Origin of the sequence: Marinobacter shengliensis (genome assembly GCF_003007715.1) — a bacterium.
In the GTDB taxonomy this organism is placed as follows: domain Bacteria; phylum Pseudomonadota; class Gammaproteobacteria; order Pseudomonadales; family Oleiphilaceae; genus Marinobacter; species Marinobacter shengliensis.
Genome location: NZ_PXNO01000025.1, coordinates 31,993 through 48,172, shown reverse-complemented (window position 1 = coordinate 48,172; position 16,180 = coordinate 31,993). Strand labels below are relative to the sequence as shown.

The 16,180-nt window shown below is 58.3% G+C and carries 14 protein-coding genes and 1 tRNA gene; 5 read left to right on the top strand and 10 right to left on the bottom strand.

Annotation, left to right across the window (positions count from 1 at the left end; all coding sequences use genetic code 11):
* Positions 1-22: 22 nt before the first annotated feature.
* Positions 23-1,639: a methyl-accepting chemotaxis protein gene (locus C7H10_RS13020; protein WP_106695271.1), complete on the bottom strand. Its 1,617-nt coding sequence runs from the start codon at positions 1,637-1,639 to the stop codon at positions 23-25.
* Between the two features lie 267 nt (positions 1,640-1,906).
* On the opposite strand from C7H10_RS13020, the gene C7H10_RS13015 reads away from it, so the two are divergent.
* Positions 1,907-2,569: a hypothetical protein gene (locus C7H10_RS13015; RefSeq protein ID WP_061333111.1), complete on the top strand. Its 663-nt coding sequence runs from the start codon at positions 1,907-1,909 to the stop codon at positions 2,567-2,569.
* 27 nt (positions 2,570-2,596) lie between these two features.
* Here the strand turns inward: C7H10_RS13015 and C7H10_RS13010 are convergent, their stop codons facing one another.
* Positions 2,597-3,220, bottom strand: a complete 624-nt coding sequence (locus tag C7H10_RS13010) for an L-threonylcarbamoyladenylate synthase (protein ID WP_061333110.1) — start codon at positions 3,218-3,220, stop codon at positions 2,597-2,599.
* Complete coding sequence (locus C7H10_RS13005; protein WP_106695241.1) at positions 3,217-3,573, bottom strand: BolA family protein; 357 nt, start codon at positions 3,571-3,573, stop codon at positions 3,217-3,219. The genes C7H10_RS13010 and C7H10_RS13005 overlap by 4 nt, the downstream gene beginning before the upstream one ends.
* Positions 3,574-3,891: 318 nt before the next feature.
* On the opposite strand from C7H10_RS13005, the gene C7H10_RS13000 reads away from it, so the two are divergent.
* The 4 genes from C7H10_RS13000 to C7H10_RS12985 all read left to right on the top strand — a co-directional run bounded on the left by C7H10_RS13000 (position 3,892) and on the right by C7H10_RS12985 (position 11,127).
* Positions 3,892-6,036: a DNA topoisomerase III gene (locus tag C7H10_RS13000; RefSeq protein WP_106695240.1), complete on the top strand. Its 2,145-nt coding sequence runs from the start codon at positions 3,892-3,894 to the stop codon at positions 6,034-6,036.
* Positions 6,037-6,167: 131 nt separating this feature from the next.
* Positions 6,168-6,896, top strand: coding sequence for a response regulator transcription factor (locus C7H10_RS12995; RefSeq protein ID WP_106695239.1), 729 nt, complete (start codon positions 6,168-6,170; stop codon positions 6,894-6,896).
* Positions 6,889-8,526, top strand: coding sequence for a FecR domain-containing protein (locus C7H10_RS12990; RefSeq protein WP_106695238.1), 1,638 nt, complete (start codon positions 6,889-6,891; stop codon positions 8,524-8,526). The genes C7H10_RS12995 and C7H10_RS12990 overlap by 8 nt, the downstream gene beginning before the upstream one ends.
* A gap of 33 nt (positions 8,527-8,559) precedes the next feature.
* Positions 8,560-11,127, top strand: a complete 2,568-nt coding sequence (locus C7H10_RS12985) for a CHASE2 domain-containing protein (RefSeq protein ID WP_106695237.1) — start codon at positions 8,560-8,562, stop codon at positions 11,125-11,127.
* 14 nt (positions 11,128-11,141) lie between these two features.
* Here C7H10_RS12985 and C7H10_RS12980 read toward each other — a convergent pair whose 3' ends face one another.
* From C7H10_RS12980 to lpxD, 7 genes are all read right to left on the bottom strand, one after another.
* A complete protein-coding gene (locus tag C7H10_RS12980) occupies positions 11,142-11,435 on the bottom strand; it encodes a fibronectin type III domain-containing protein (protein WP_227510239.1) in 294 nt (97 codons plus the stop codon).
* 398 nt (positions 11,436-11,833) lie between these two features.
* Positions 11,834-11,910, bottom strand: a tRNA-Met gene (locus C7H10_RS12975).
* Positions 11,911-11,993: 83 nt separating this feature from the next.
* The gene (gene rnhB, locus C7H10_RS12970; protein WP_106695236.1) at positions 11,994-12,680 is read right to left on the bottom strand and encodes a ribonuclease HII; all 687 of its coding nucleotides are present in this window, start codon (positions 12,678-12,680) and stop codon (positions 11,994-11,996) included.
* Entirely contained in the window at positions 12,680-13,837 is a 1,158-nt protein-coding gene (gene lpxB, locus C7H10_RS12965) for a lipid-A-disaccharide synthase (RefSeq protein WP_106695270.1), read from the bottom strand. Before lpxB ends, rnhB begins: the two co-directional genes overlap by 1 nt.
* Before the next feature lie 39 nt (positions 13,838-13,876).
* A complete protein-coding gene (lpxA, locus tag C7H10_RS12960) occupies positions 13,877-14,668 on the bottom strand; it encodes an acyl-ACP--UDP-N-acetylglucosamine O-acyltransferase (RefSeq protein WP_106695235.1) in 792 nt (263 codons plus the stop codon).
* Entirely contained in the window at positions 14,668-15,105 is a 438-nt protein-coding gene (fabZ, locus tag C7H10_RS12955; RefSeq protein ID WP_058090249.1) for a 3-hydroxyacyl-ACP dehydratase FabZ, read from the bottom strand. Before fabZ ends, lpxA begins: the two co-directional genes overlap by 1 nt.
* A gap of 11 nt (positions 15,106-15,116) precedes the next feature.
* Positions 15,117-16,139, bottom strand: a complete 1,023-nt coding sequence (gene lpxD / locus C7H10_RS12950) for a UDP-3-O-(3-hydroxymyristoyl)glucosamine N-acyltransferase (protein WP_425269122.1) — start codon at positions 16,137-16,139, stop codon at positions 15,117-15,119.
* Between the last annotated feature and the right edge of the window lie 41 nt (positions 16,140-16,180).

The following is a 16,180-nucleotide window of genomic DNA, read 5'->3' as shown; positions in this document are numbered from 1 at the left end:
GCCCCGGCTACCGTAATCAGCATCAGCTTTGCGATAAGCGGAACTGCTCAATGGTCTTGCGAAGGGTTTCGGCCATGGCCAGGAGGTCACCGGCAATGCGGGCGGTTTCCTGGGCGTCGCTGGAGGTTTGCTCCGCCGAACGGCTGATTTCAATCACGTTATGATTGATGGATTCCGACACATCGCTCTGTTCGTTGGCCGCGCTTTCCATTTCTTCATTCAGGCCAGTGATCTCGCGCACCGCCGCCGCAATGGTCTGCAATTCCGTTTCCACTTTCAGAATCGACTCCACCTGATGCTGCGCCAGTTCAGAGGCATGGCGCATGGTGCCCACGCAATCCACCACCTCTTTCTTCAGGCCATCTATGGTGTGGCGAATCTCCTCCGTGGACGCCTGGGTGCGGGACGCCAGCGCGCGCACTTCATCAGCCACTACCGCAAATCCACGGCCCTGTTCACCGGCACGGGCGGCTTCAATGGCGGCGTTCAGGGCCAGCAGGTTGGTCTGGTCTGCAATCTCGGAAATCAGCTCCAGCCGGGTTGCCATCTCGGTAGTGCGCTGGTCCAGCTGTTCGATTCGCTGCGCACCGCTCTGCACCTCGGTGTTAAGTGTCTCAATACCTTTCACGGCGTTGTGAGCCAGTTGTTCACCGGTCTCCGCCGCCTTCGCTGTGTCTGCGGATTTGCGAGCGGTATTCACCGCGTTCTCCCGCACCTGAACTGCGGATGCCGCCATCTCTGTAGTGGCGCTGGCTACCTGATCGGTATTGTCTCGTTGAGCGAGAACCTCACGTTCCGTGGTTTCCGCCTTGCCGGCAATGGTCCGTGCCGCTGATTCAACCTGGGCAGCGTTGTCCATCACCGTATGCATGCTCTCCCGAATCTTCGCCACCATTCGGTTAAAGGCGCGGGACAGTGAACCGATTTCATCGTTACGGGTAACGTCCAGCTCGATCGACAGATCCGAATTCCGGGATATTTCATCCATCCGGTCATGGAGCCTGCGCAACCGGGAAAACACCAGCCGCCCCAGGACCAGCGCGGTCAGGAAGAAGATCACAACGAAAATGACCACCTGAACACCACCGCCCACCAGTAACTGCTGCTGCAGGCGGGCATCGCTCTGGGCCAGGGAATAATCCACCCGGATTGCACCGAGAATGTCGCCTTCCTGGGCCTGGTGACAGCCAAGGCAATTCACTCCCTGGTAGTCTGCCTCAGCAATAACAGGCTCAACCAGGGTATAAACACGGCCGTGTTCGTTTTCAGAATACAGCTCCACCCGCTCGCCGCGCAGTGCCTGCATATCCTCCGGTTCCCGGCGCTGCTCCTCCGCATTCCCGGCACCGTACATCGCATTCAGTTGATCGCTGCGCACCACCCGGATATCCAGAACGTCCTCGGATGCCTTCGCCCGATCACGCAGTACCTCCCGGTTATTGATGGTGCCGGTGACCATCATGGTGTTGAGTCCGTCAAAGTAGGATTTTGCCAGCCCATCCACATACTTGTGGCTGTATTCTTCAAGGTGCGCGCGCTGCGACTGGGCGCTGTAGACAACCGTAAACGCCAGAATGACGGAAAACGCCACGGCCAGGGCCGCAAGCAGCAGAAAACGGATCGAGTGTTGTTTTTTCATGGTACCCCGGCAGCGGAAGGTCAACTGAACAACCATCTGTTATGACGGCAGTTTCGGGCATAACTTTATAGACATACGTCAATTTTTATATGACCCAGATCAGCCCGATGCCATCCCTATGACACTCGTTGCAAAGTTTTACATTTCCGCGCGAGTACAGACTGCCAAACCTCAAGAACAACCTGGCCCAAAACCTGCTTATTACTCACAAACACAACCCATAAACGGATTTCCGGCAGTTATTTACCGCCGAGGAGGAAATACACCATGTCTTTGCTGACATCCCTGATACAAGCCAGCACACGCTTTCAGCAAGCCATGGACAGCCGCCAGGCACCGGCAGCCAACCCTGATGGTGAGAAACCCGCTGCCACGAAGCAACCCGAAGCCGCCGGTAGCCCGGGTGATGACCGCTTTACCCCGTCAGGGCAGTCAGAGCTGGACCCCGGCAGCCTGAAAGCTCGCAAGCTCCCACTCGGCCAGTACAAACAGACCGTTGCACAGGATCTTTCCTTTGTTCGTGAAACCCTCCGGCACAAACTTGCCGAGTACAACCTGCACCCGGCAACGGCCCTGAGCGTGGGAAAAGGTGAGAACGGCAATGCGGTAGTTGAGGGGAAGCTGCCCGAGGAGCTTCGCGAAAGAATTGAAATGGACCTGAACAACAACCGGGGCTTCCGGGAAGCCTTCAGTCGGCTGAGCGTCAGCGAACCGACACTGCACTTTATGGATAACGCCCTGAAGCTCAATCAGGCCTACGGCGTGAACAACTCCCTACTGGATTCACTGCTCAGCGACAACCAGCAGTTCAACGGATTACAGGATGTCATCCACCGTTACGACAGCCTGAAACGCAACGCCAACAGCGGCCAACCCGACTTCGGTAACAGCGTACAACGCTACGCCTTCAACCTGAACACCCGGGCCTGATACCCGGGTGGCATTGGTCTTTGACCGTTAAACCTGAAACGGGGCGGGATCGCCCTTACCAACCCGGGTGACCTCGGGCGCATCCCCAAGAAAGTTCACCACTGTAGTCGCTTCCATCCCACAGAACCCGCCATCAATGATCAAATCCAGCTCGTGTTCCAGAACATCCCGGATTTCATAGGGATCGGTCATCGGCTCAGTTTCATCGGGCAGAATCAGGGTACTGCTCATGATCGGCTCGCCCAACTCGCCCAGCAGCTCCCGAACAATCTCGTTATCCGGCACCCGCACACCAATAGACCGACGCTTGGGATGCAACAACCGGCGCGGCACCTCACTGGTGGCTGGCAGAATGAACGTATAAGGTCCCGGTGTGAACGTCTTCAGCAAACGGTACTGAGTGTTATCCACCTTGGCGTACACACCAATATCCGACAAATCCCGGCACACCAGCGTAAAGTTATGCTTGTCATCCAGCTTCCGGATACGCTTGATACGATCCGCCGCCTGCTTGTCACCCAGGTGACAACCCAGCGCATACCCGGAATCCGTGGGATACACAATCACCCCACCCTTACGAAGAATATCAACCGCCTGGTTGATCAACCGCTTCTGCGGATTCTCAGGATGGATCTGGAAAAACTGACTCATGAATTCACTCCCTGCCCCAATTTTGCAGCCATGGCGTCATCGCCCTTCGACCCACCCATACAACCGGGCGAATCCGGCGCCGCCTGACCACTGGCCGCCCACTCCTCCGGCGTATACAAATGCAACGCCAAAGCATGCACAGGCCCCGCCAGCTCATCCGCCAACACTTTATAAATGGCCTGATGCCGCTTAACCTTCATCTGACCGGCAAAATCCCGCGACACCAGCGTCACCTTGAAATGGGTTTCCGAATTCGGCGGCACCGAATGCATATGGCTCTCGTTCTCCACAGCCAGCAGCTGCGCGGCAAACCCGTCTTTAAGTTTTGCTTCAATTGCGTTCTGAACTTTCATAACTACTCCACAACCGTCCGTTTAAGTCACCGCAATCACCGCGGCGGTTTGCAGGGCGCTCGGAAGCGCTTTCTACCGGGCGAATTTCGCGGGGTCTCAAGCGGCTGTGGTGGAAGCTTTCCCAAAAGTGTGTGTTGCCAGGGATGGCAACACCAAGCCCCCATGGACGGGTTCACGGCGTCTTTTGGGAAAGCTTCCACCACAGCCGCCTCCCCCAACACAACCAGTCTACTACACAACAAACGATAAGCCCGAAGCCCTTGACACAAAAGCCCCAAACAGACACATTCCGATGCCACTCAGCAAACCGCCAACACCATGCACCTGTACATCGCCGAAAAACCCAGCCTGGCCAGAGCCATCGCCGCCGCCCTCCCCGGCCCGCACCAGAAAGGCCAGGGTTGGATCCGTTGCGGAAACGGCCAGGAAGCCGCCACCGTCAGCTGGTGCATCGGCCACCTGCTGGAGCCGGCCGAGCCCGCGCGCTACAACCCGGCATGGAAAAAGTGGCGCCAGGAAGACCTGCCCATGTTCCCGGAACAATGGCAGCTTATCCCCAAAGACAGCGTAAAACAGCAACTCAAGGTGCTCGAATCCCTGATTCGACAGGCCGACATGATCACCCACGCCGGCGACCCCGACCGAGAAGGCCAGCTCCTCGTCGACGAAGTGCTGCGCTACGTTGGCACCACCGTTCCGGTCAAGCGGGTACTGATTAACGACCTGACTCCCAGCGCCGTTGCGCGCTCCATTCAGGCACCGAGAGACAACAAGGAATTCCGCCGGCTATCCCATTCCGCCCTGGCCCGACAAAGGGCCGACTGGTTGTATGGTATCAACCTCACCCGGTTCTACACCCTGAGCTACCAGCAACAGGGTCAGGACGGCGTTTACTCGGTTGGCCGAGTACAAACGCCGGTGCTTGGCCTGGTCGTGGAGCGGGACAATACCATCGAGAACTTCGAGCCCAAACCCTGGTACCGCATTGAAGGCCAATTCCAGGCATCCGAAGAGGACGCGGACCAACGCCCGTTTACCGCCCGCTGGCTGCCGGATGAAGGCTATGAGGACCACTTGGACGAAGAGAAACGCCTGCTCAGCCGGGATGTGGCCGAGCAAATTGCCCATGCCGTGAACGGTCGGCCCGGCACCATCACTGAGTCCCGCTTCCGGGACCGGCCCGAGCCACCGCCCCTGCCGCTGTCCCTGTCGGCACTGCAGATAGAAGCCGGGCGGCTGTTGCGGATGGGCGCCAAAGATGTGCTGGACACCGCCCAGAATCTGTATGAACGGCACCAGTTGATCACCTACCCCCGGTCCGACAACCGTTACCTGCCCGAGGAACATTTTCATCAACGGGAGCAGGTGATTCGCGCCATTGGTCGGGTATCCGGCGAGCTGGAAGCGCTTACCGGGCAACTGGACAGTAACCGGCGCTCCGCGGCCTGGAACGACAAACAGGTGGACGCCCACCACGCGATCATTCCGACCGTCCGCCCTACCCCGAATGGCAAGCTGACGGCCGCCGAGGAAAAGATCTATAACCTGATCAGCCGCTACTATCTGATGCAGTTCGCCCAGGATGCAGTTCACCGTGAGGGAAAACTGACGGTGCAGGTTCAGGAACACAGATTCCGGGCCACCGAGACGGCGATACTCACCCCCGGCTGGAAAGCCCTGGAGCTGAAACTTCGGGAGAACAACAACGAGCCGGAAAAACCACCGCTGCCAAGGCTGGAGAGTCGTGAGCCGGTCACCTGCAGCAACGCCACGGTAACCGAACGCAAAACCCAGCCACCCCAGCACTTTACCGATGCCACCTTGCTGTCGGCGATGACCAACATCGCTCGTTTCGTGGCGGCCCCGGAACTGCGTAAAACCCTGAGGGAGACCGATGGCCTTGGCACGGAAGCCACCCGCGCCGCCATTATCGACACACTGTTCCGGCGAGATTACCTGTACCGGGAAAAGCGATTCATCCGCGCCACCGACAAAGGCAAGGCGCTGATTGCGGCGCTGCCGGACACTATCCGTACCCCGGACCGTACAGCGGTCTGGGAAGCAACACTGGAGAGCATCCGCCGTGGCGAAGACGACCCCAGGGCATTTCTGGAGTCGCTAAAGCAGGAAATCCGCGAATTCATTCATCGGGCGCCCGATGCGACCGGAACTCCGGTCAGCGAAACGTCGGTGCATTGCCCAAAGTGCCGGGCGCCCATGGTCGAGCGGGAAGGAAAATTCGGACGTTTCTTTGCCTGCACCCGCTACCCAAAATGTAACGGCACGCGCCCTCTGGAAGACAGTGCACCGGCAGACGGAACCGGGCAGAAACCCGTGCCCTGCCCCCATTGCTTTTCACCCCTGGTGAGGCGCCAAAGCAAAAAAGGCTGGTTCTGGGGCTGCAGTAATTTCCCCGCCTGCCGACAAACAGTGAACGACGCCAACGGCAAGCCTGCGCTGTAGTTACGGAATTCTACATATCACTACTGAACGCAGCCTCATTTTTTGGGATACTTGGCCTCTAATGCAGAGGATTTTCACTCCGCTCTGTGCCAAGACCACGAAATCGGCAACACCATCGAGGGCCAAGCTTAATGCGCATTGCTCTGCTGGAAGACGAACACGAACAAGCGCAACACATTCAAGCCATTCTCTCCGAGAAGGGTCATCACTGTGACAGCTTCCCCACCGGTCAGGCCTTTCTCGGTGCCGTTCTGCACCGCAGTTATGACCTGATTATCCTGGACTGGCAGATTCCAGACATGACGGGTATCGACGTACTGGAGAATGTGCGCGCCCAGTTGGACTGGCCCATTCCGGCCATTTTCCTGACCCAGCGGGACAGCGAGGCGGACATCGTCCGGGCGCTGGATGCCGGCGCCGACGACTACCTGTCAAAACCGGCCCGGGCGGCCGAGCTTACCGCCAGGATCAATGCCCTGGCCCGCCGCAGCAACCCCGACAGCGACAAAGAAGTGCTGGTTTACGGTCCGTTTGAAGTTAACACCCGGCAACGAATCATCCTGCTGCACGGTGAACCGCTTACCCTGACCGACAAGGACTTCGACCTCACCCTGTTCCTGTTTCAGAACCAGGGCCGGCTCCTGACCCGCGAGATGCTGCTGGAACGCGTGTGGGGCCTTGCCCGGGATATCAACACCCGGACCGTTGATACCCACATGAGCCGGTTACGCCGTCGGCTGGGTGTAAACCCGGAGAACGGATTCCGCATCAAGACCATTTACCAGCGCGGCTATCGCCTGGAAGCGATCAAAGCCACTGAAGCTGACGAGCCCCGGGAAGACAGTGCAACCAATGCTTGACCGCAAACGCCAAAGCGTCACAGGTTTGCTCCTGTTGATTGTAACCAGCCTGCTGCCCGGCGTAGCTGCCGCCGAGATATCGGTTGCCCGAGGCTCTTCTTCCGCCGCGCCCGCCCAGCAATCGGAAAGCGCCCCGGAATGGGTGTATACGCTCCGCTCCGGTGAGACACTCAGCGACATCGGCCAGTCCTTGCTGATGGATCGGGTAACCATTGGCCAGGTGCTCCAGTACAACAACCTGCCCGGTAACGCCAGACTGTCGGCCGGGGATAGAGTCCGTATTCCGCTTGCCTGGCTGAAGCGCCAGCCCGAGCCCGCCAGGGTTAGCTCCGCCAGCGGTAATATTATGCACGTATCTGGCACCACCGGTCAGAAAACGCCACTGACCGAAAACTCTGTCATCCGGGTGGGTGATGAAGTGATTTCCTCTGCCGGCACCGCGACTATCGTTCTGGCTGATGGCTCCGAGCTCCGTATGGCGCCCAATTCCCGGCTCATCTTCAACCGCCTCACCCAGTACGGCAGGGCCGGAATGGCTGACACCCGCGTTCGCCTTCAACGGGGCGAAGTTCATACCCGTGTGAAACCTGTAATGGAGGACGGCGCCCGGTTTGAGATAGAGACGCCATCAGCGGTCGCTGCCGTGCGCGGTACTGTGTTTTCCATGCAGGCATCTGCCTCTGGCAGCAGCGTTCAGGTAACCGAGGGCGTGGTTGATTTCGGCCCTCCGGGCCAGGTGCGCCGGATTCCTGCGGGCTATGGCGCCAGCGTGTCCACCGCGAGCGCCAACCCCATGAACATCCGACGGCTGCCACCAGCCCCGGTGCTCAACCCCATCACACCGGTGCTCACTCAGCTGCCAGCCGAACTCAGCTGGCAGCAGGACGGCGCCAACCGGTATCGCGTCGATATCTTTGAAGAGGACGGCGGCACCTGGCTACAAAGCCGTGAAATGCCTGGCCACCGATTTGACATCAGCCAACTGGACAACGGGCGCTACGAACTCCACCTGGCCGCAATGGATCGCCAGGGCATCGCCGGAATGCCGGCCATCACGTCAATCGAAGTTGACCTGCAGGCACGAACGCCCGATCTGATTTCGCCAGAACCCGGTGAGAGCGTAAATGACGACATGCCTGAGTTCCAATGGCGCCTGAACGGTACCAACGAAGTTGCTCGGGTTGAAATCGCAGAAGATGAAGAATTCCGACGGCTGATTACCTCCAGTGAATGGGCGCCAGACAACCGAGCCCTCCCCTCCCGACCGCTAAGCCCCGGCCAGTACTACTGGCGAGTGGTCAGCGAGGCCGGCGGCAACTCCGTGGCCGCGTCCCAGCCCCGGTCACTGGTTGTGAATGGCACCTTGCCGCCAGTACGCATCATCAGCATCAACTACCTGGACAACCAGGTGCGCGTGTTCTGGGAGAAGGTTGATACCGCAAAAGACTATCGCCTCCAACTCGCGGAAGAGCCCGGATTCAACAACATTATCAAGGAAGCAAACGTGGCAGATACCACTGCGGCCTTGCGTCTGATTCCCGGAAGAAGGTATTTTGTGCGCGTCAAAGCTCTTTCTGATGGTCCGCTGGCAAGCCGATGGGGCCCGGGGAGGGAGCTTTACCTGGATTAAACACCTCCACAACAAGAACGAACCGCACGGCCCATGAGAAGGGATTGGTTAACCTTAAAGACAACACCCTGGTCTCTGGGCTTGCTGCTCACAGGCATCCTGCTATTACTCCAGATAACCACACTGGAAGAGCGCATCGATTTCTGGCTTTACGACAAAGCCATCACCAGCTGGCCGGCGCCCATTGATGACAGCCTGGCTCTGGTGGGCATCGATGAACACAGCCTGGACGCGCTCGGGCGCTGGCCGTGGGACCGCAACCTCCATGCCCGGCTGATTGACCAGCTTGCCGATGCCGGCGCAGAAGTCATTGTGCTGGACATTCTGTTTCCTGAACCCTCCTCCAGCGACCAGGCCCTCGCAGACGCCATGGAGCGCCATGGCCGGGTTGTGCTGCCCATACACTACTCGCCGGCTACGCCAAGACAACGGATGGCTGAACAACTGCCCGCACCGCTGCTGGAGAAGAAGGCTTCTGCACTCGGGCACGTGCATGTTGAGCTGGAAGACGATGGCGTGGCCCGCGGCCTGTACCTGTACAACAGCCTGGGCAATCATCGCTGGCCGGCGCTGGCACTGGCTGCTCAGGATCAGGTCAACCCCAGTCGCCACGCACCGGATGCGCCTGCCTATACCAACGTCCGCAGCGAATTCCGCTTTGTGCCACTGGCTGGCGGAGCAGATACAATCCCTGCCCATTCCTACGTCGATGTGCTGAACGGCGCGGTACCCCTGGAGACCTTCGCTGGCAAGACCGTCTTCATCGGAGCCACCGCGGTCGGTTTTGGCGATATTCTTAGTACACCGTTTTCCGGCCTCGGCAGGCCCATGAGTGGCGTTGAGTTCCACGCCAACGTGTATTCCGCCAGTCGCCAGAACACACTGATCTCCTCCGCACCTGGCTGGGCCTCCATTGCACTGGCACTGGTTATCCTCCTTGGCCTCGCCAACTCCCTGCCACGGCTCAAGCCCGCAGCCACCGTCCTCGCTTGTAGCGTCAGTTTTGCACTGGTGTTGGTCACCTACTTTGTGGTCCTACGCAGCTTGCATTACCACCTGTCGGCCGCCAATGCCCTATTGTTGCCCATGATCGCTTTGCCGGTGGCCAGCGGCCTTCGGCTTGCGATGGCCAACCGTTTCCTGAACCGTCAACTGGATGACTTGGCCAGAACACCGCAACTTGCCTTGCCAGACCCTTCACGCAGGCAACCTCACCAACTTCTTGAACACCTGAGCGCGTTACTCCAGCCCCAGGGTTGGCTGCTGGCGGAAGGCAGAGACCTGCTGGCAGTCAAAGGAATGACACTGGCCGATGTCCCGACCAACATCCAAGTCGGGCAATGGAGTCATCATGGCAACCAGAGCTGGATACGCCTTATTCGCGGCGGCAGCGGGTACCTGCTCGGGCTCACCCTGCCGGATGACCTGAGCCGGGAAGTTATCCAGCTGTACTTGCAGAACCTTAAACTGGAAGACCCAAGCGCGCCCGCCCTTGAGCCGGGCGCCCAGGAGAACCTGTCCCGGCGTATTGAAAAAGTCCGAACCGCCACCGAGCGCCTCAGCCAGATGCAGGCATTCATCAGCCACAGCTTCGAGCGCATGCCAGACGGCATCATCGTAACGGATGAGCTGGGTGTTATCCGCTTCGCCAACCGGCACATTGAAGCCTGGTTCCGGGAGCCCATGCCGAGCCTCAGCGGCTTACCCCTGACGCGCCTGCTGGAAGGCCATGACCCAAGGGACGCGGCGCCCTGGTATGAAACCGTGTCTGAGACGCTGACCCTTCGGCAAAGCCGAACCGTTGACCTCAAAATTCACAACAAGGATTTCCTGATTCACCTGGCACCGTTCGCATTGCCAGACAGCAATCAATTCGGAATCATCGCCAACATCTCGGACATTTCCGAGCTTCGGGAGCAGCAGCGGCAGCATCGGGAAGCCATCGACTTTATCTCTCACGATGTTCGCTCTCCGCTGGTGTCTCAGTTGGCATTGATTGAGCAACTGAAACGAGACCCTAGCCATATTGATGAGCGCCAGCTTGAACAGCTGGGCAGACTGGCCCGGCGCAGCTACCACCTGGCGGAAGAATTTGTACAGCTAGCGCGGGCAGAGCAGCTGACGGAAACCCGGTTCTACGAGTGTGAGTTTCTGGCTATCGTAGAAAACGCACGGGACAGCGTGTGTGAGCAGGCACAGGAAAAGCAGATAAGCCTGCAGGTGATTGGCACCGAAGATCTCTGGCTGAAGGGGAATGCGGAATTGCTGGAGCGGGCAGTCATTAACCTGATGACCAATGCAGTCCAATACAGCCCACCGGGATCTGCGATCACGGTTCAGGTATACCGCGCTGGCCACCTGGCATGCCTCGCCATCGCCGATGAGGGTAGCGGGATAGATCAGGCAGAACTACCGATGCTGTTCGATCGCTACCACCGGCAGAAGCGCAGTGAGCTGGCAGGCACCCACGGCACCGGGCTGGGCCTGTCGTTCGTGAAAACCGTTGTTGAAAAACATCGGGGCGACATCTCTGTTGAATCCACCGCAGGCGAAGGCACCACTTTCATCCTGAAACTGCCCATTGCCGACCCGATGCCATGACTTGCTCATGCCCCTCAGGAGCGAATGGTCTTGCTGACAGGCGCTGAGGGCTCGCTGACCAGGCCCTGCTTATCTTGCACCTGAATCGTGAAGTACCAGGTACCGGAATCCAGATTGTCCACCGTGTAGCTCATCTCCGGGTAGACGTCGGCCTCGCCAATGATCACCTCACCAGACAGATTTTCAACGTCCTGACCATAACGGATTACATACTTGTCGAGCTCGCCCATGGCAATACCGTCGCCGTTGACCCGGGTAGAGGGTGCTGACCAACTCAGGACGGCTGCACGGACCGGCTCAGGCTGCACACCCGAAGGACCTGACCCTACATTACCGGAGGTATTGGAGCCCGAGGTATTTGCATCACTCCCGGCATCGGAACCGCCTCCGCCACAGCCGGTGAGAAGAACTCCTAGTAAAAACGCGGCAATCCATGCCTTTGACATTTTGATGACGCGTTTCATTGGCTATCTACACCATTTTTCCGTCGACTTTGTGAAATTCTATAAAATCGGATCGGATGATGATGCGAATGACGTCATTTTTGAAGTTATAAAATTGTCATTTTTTTGACTTTACAGTTGATGAAAAATTGTGCAGGCGATCAGACAAAACGCCAAACGCGGATTGTATAAAAGGTGGGCTCAGGAGGTTTTCGGGCACAGAAAACGAAAAAGGCCGACTAAAAAGCCGGCCTTTTTCTGATTGGTAGCGGGGGCTGGATTCGAACCAACGACCTTCGGGTTATGAGCCCGACGAGCTACCAGACTGCTCCACCCCGCATCAAAACTTTTAACAAAATCTTTTGTTTACCGGGGTTGCCCCGATCAACGTGGCGAGAATATTACAGCGCACCACCGGGACTGTCAATCCATATTTTCAAACAGGTCGGTGGGATAGCTCAACTCGGGCGCACCCTTATCGCTGGCCGGCTGAAAGAAACCTGCGGAGTCAATTGCTTCCTGGACAGGACGAAAGGATCGGCGATGCTCCGGGGTTGCCCCAAGACGCATCAGCGCCTCCAGGTGCACCGGCGTCGGGTACCCCTTATGTTGCGCCAGACCGTAACCGGGATAGGTTTGCTCCAGCAACGCCATTTCCCGATCACGCGTCACCTTGGCAATGATAGATGCTGCGCCGATGGCCGGGTGTCGACTATCCCCTTTTACCACCGGCTCCGATGGCCAGCGCCAGTTCGGGCAACGGTTGCCATCCACGAGAACGTATTCCGGAGCGATGGAAAGACCATCCACCGCCCGCTTCATGGCCAGCATCGTGGCCTGGTAGATATTCAATTGATCGATCTCGCCAGGCTCACAGCGCCCCAGGCACCAAGCCGCTGACTTTTCGACAATCTCATCGTACAGTGCCAGGCGCCGCTTCTCTGTGAGCTTCTTGGAATCCGCAAGGCCCTGAATAGGCCGCTCGGGGTCCAGAATCACCGCTGCGGTGACGACGGCACCGATTAAAGGGCCCCGGCCTACCTCGTCCACCCCGGCGAGTCGCCAGCCTTGATAACTGCATTCAAACGGAGGGAGCGCCTTACCAGCCATTAGCGGTGCCGCTCCAACAATTCAGAAATAGCCTTGGCGGCCCGCTCATCGGCATTCTGTTTCAGCGACTGATGAAGCTCGGAAAAGGCTCGCTTCAATGCAGCCCGCTCCTGTTCATTTTCCAGTCGCTCAAGCACAGCAGCACCCAGACTTTCAGGGGTGGCATCGTCCTGCAACAGTTCCGGCACTAATGGTTTCTGGGCGAGCAGGTTCGGTAACGCCACCCAGGGCACTTTTACCAGCCGCGACAGCAGCTTGTAACTGAAGTTGCTCAATCGGTAGCCCACCACCATTGGCTTTTTGAGCAACATCGCTTCGAGGGTGGCAGTTCCTGAGGCAAGCAGCACCACATCACTGGCAGCCATCACCTCACGAGAGCGACCGCGCACCAGGGTAACCGACAGTTTCACGTCCAGGGATTCCACCAACGCCTGCACCTGCCGTTCCCGATCCCGGTTTACACAGGGAATCACCAACTGAATGTCTGGCCTGCGGGCCTGTAGCCAACGGGACGCCTCCAGGAACAGCGTGCCAAGGCGCTCCACCTCCCCACCCCGACTGCCTGGCAAAACGGCCAGTACCGGCTTGTCTGGCTCAAGCCCAAGGCTCTCCCGGGCGGAACCGGTATCCGGTTCCATGGGAATACGATCAGCCAGCGGGTGCCCCACAAAAGCGACCGGCACCTGGTGCTCTTCGTAGAAACGGGCTTCAAAGGGAAACAGCGTGAGCATCAGGTCCACAGACTTGGCAATCTTGAAAATACGCTTCTGGCGCCACGCCCAGACCGAAGGACTCACATAATGAACCGAGGGGATACCCGCCTCCCGACACCGCCGCTCGATAGCCAGGGTGAAATCCGGTGAATCAATGCCAATCACGACATCCGGCGGAGTGGTAAAGAAATAGTCCAACAGCCGGGCGCGGATACTGAACAACTCCCGAATACGCCCCAGCACTTCCACCAACCCCATAACGGATAACCGCTCCATGGGGACCAGGGAATGAAACCCTTCGGCGTTCATCTCATCGCCGCCAATACCAACGAAGCGGGCATTCGGATAGCGATTACGGAGAGACCGGATCAAGCCGGCACCGAGGATATCCCCCGATGCCTCACCGGCGATAATGGCAATGGTCAACTTGCGGGAACTGACCATGTCAGCCTGTGCGTGCGTCACCGGCAGCCTCCTGCCGGATCAGCGGATGATGCCGCGATCCGCTCCCCGGAGCGAGTCGATCAGCGGGCGAACCTCTGGCACGTCAGCAAAGCTGCTCTCAAGCTCTTCCAGTGCCTGCTCTGTGGTCAGGCCCTGACGGTAGATCACCTTATAGGCCCGGCGTAAGGTCAACAAAACTTCCTTGCTGAAACCCCGGCGCTTAAGCCCCTCCACGTTCATGCCGTGGGGCTGGGCTGATTGCCCGCTGGCCATGACATAAGCGGGGATATCCTTGAGCACGATACTGCCACCGGCTGCCATGCTGTGGGGCCCGATATGGCAGAACTGATGCACCATGGTGCCGCCACCGAGGATGGCGTAATCACCTACCGTAACGTGACCAGCCAGGGTGGCACAGTTCGCCAGAATGGTGTTGTCTCCAACGCAGCAGTCATGGGCAACATGCACGTAGGCCATTAGCAGGTTGCCATTGCCAATGCGGGTTTCGCCCCGATCCTGGATGGTTCCGCGGTGGATGGTGCAGTTCTCGCGGATAACGTTGTTGTCGCCGATCACCAGTGTGGTTGGCTCACCGGCGTACTTCTTGTCCTGACACTCTTCCCCGATACTGGAGAACTGAAAAATACGGTTATTGCGACCGATAGCCGTCGGGCCCTTGATCACCACATGGGAAAGGATCTCGGTGCCCTCACCGATTTCCACTCCCGGGCCAATGTAACTCCAGGGACCTACCGTAACGTTATCCGCCAGTTTGGCTGACGAGTCCACAATCGCCTGAGGATGGACACCCGACCAGTCATTTGTCGCCATCAAACTTCTCTCTCAGCGGTCAATATTTCTGCAACGCACGCGACTTCTCCGTCCACCAATGCGCGGCATTCGAATTTCCAGATACCACGCTTGCCAGACACAAACTCGGATTCCATATCCAGGCGGTCTCCCGGCAGCACGGGACGCTTGAAGCGTACTTTACTGGAGCCAGCCAGATATTGTATCACGCCATCAGACGGTTTCCGTTCCACGGTCACAAAACCGAGAATTCCGGAAAGTTGCGCCATGGCCTCAATAATCAGCACCCCGGGCATAATGGGGTTGTCCGGGAAATGCCCGGTGAAGAAAGGCTCATTGAAGGAGATATTCTTGTATCCCTTAATCGACTTTCCTTTTTCGACTTCGGTTACCCGGTCCACCAGCAGAAATGGATAGCGATGCGGCAGATACTCCAGGATTTCATCAATTTTCATCATCTTGCTTGGCCTCAGCCCTCTAGCTTTTTTTCCAGTTCCTTGACCCGCCTCGCCAGAACGTCCAACTGCCTGAAGCGTACCGCATTTTTTCGCCATTGCCGGTTGGTATCTGCGCTGGTACCCGACGAATACACCCCGGGCTCTGCAATGTCGCCTGTGACCATCGTCATACCGGTCAGTTGCACCTGATCCGTAATTTCCAGGTGGCCGGCAACACCAGCGGCGCCCCCGAACACACAATGCCGACCAATCTTTGTACTGCCGGCAATGCCCACTTTCGCGGCCATGGCGCTGTGGTCGCCAATGCGTACGTTGTGCGCAACCTGAACCAGGTTATCGATCTTTACACCATTGCCAATCACTGTGTCGTCAACCGCACCCCGATCAATCGTGGTATTGGCACCAATCTCTACATCATCTCCGAGCACCACGCCCCCAACCTGGGCAATGCGGTGCCACACACCACGCTCGTTGGCAAAACCAAAGCCATCTGAACCGATGACTGCCCCGCTGAGAATATGACAACGCAGCCCGAGCACTACATCATGGGCCAGGGTAGCTCGCGGGCGCAGGACTGACTGATCACCGATCCGGGAACGGGCTCCGATGAAACAGCCAGCCCCGATGACAACTTGATCACCGATTTGCGCATCCGCTTCAATCACCACGTGCGGGCCGACACAGGCAGAGTCCGCAACGGTTGCCGAGGGATCAACCACGGCGGTAGGGTGAATACCGGCAACCGGTGCCGGCGTGGCGTCAAACCAGTGACTGATGCGAGCGTAGCCCAGGTAGGGGTTGTCCAGTAACAGGACATTGGTCGGAGCATCGGCCGCATTAGCCGGCGACACAATCACCGCAGAGGCCTTGGTCTGCGCCAGATACTTGGCATAGGCGGGATTAGCCAGAAAACTCATCTGCCCGGGGCCCGCAGCCTGCAGCGTTGCCAAACCGGAAATGGATGTGTCCGGATCTCCCCTCAGCTCAGCACCCAACGCCTCGGCCAGTTCCTGCAAACGAAAGGATTTTTGCACCATTGAACCTTCTCCCGATGCGGTAGTAACAGTGCCTGGCC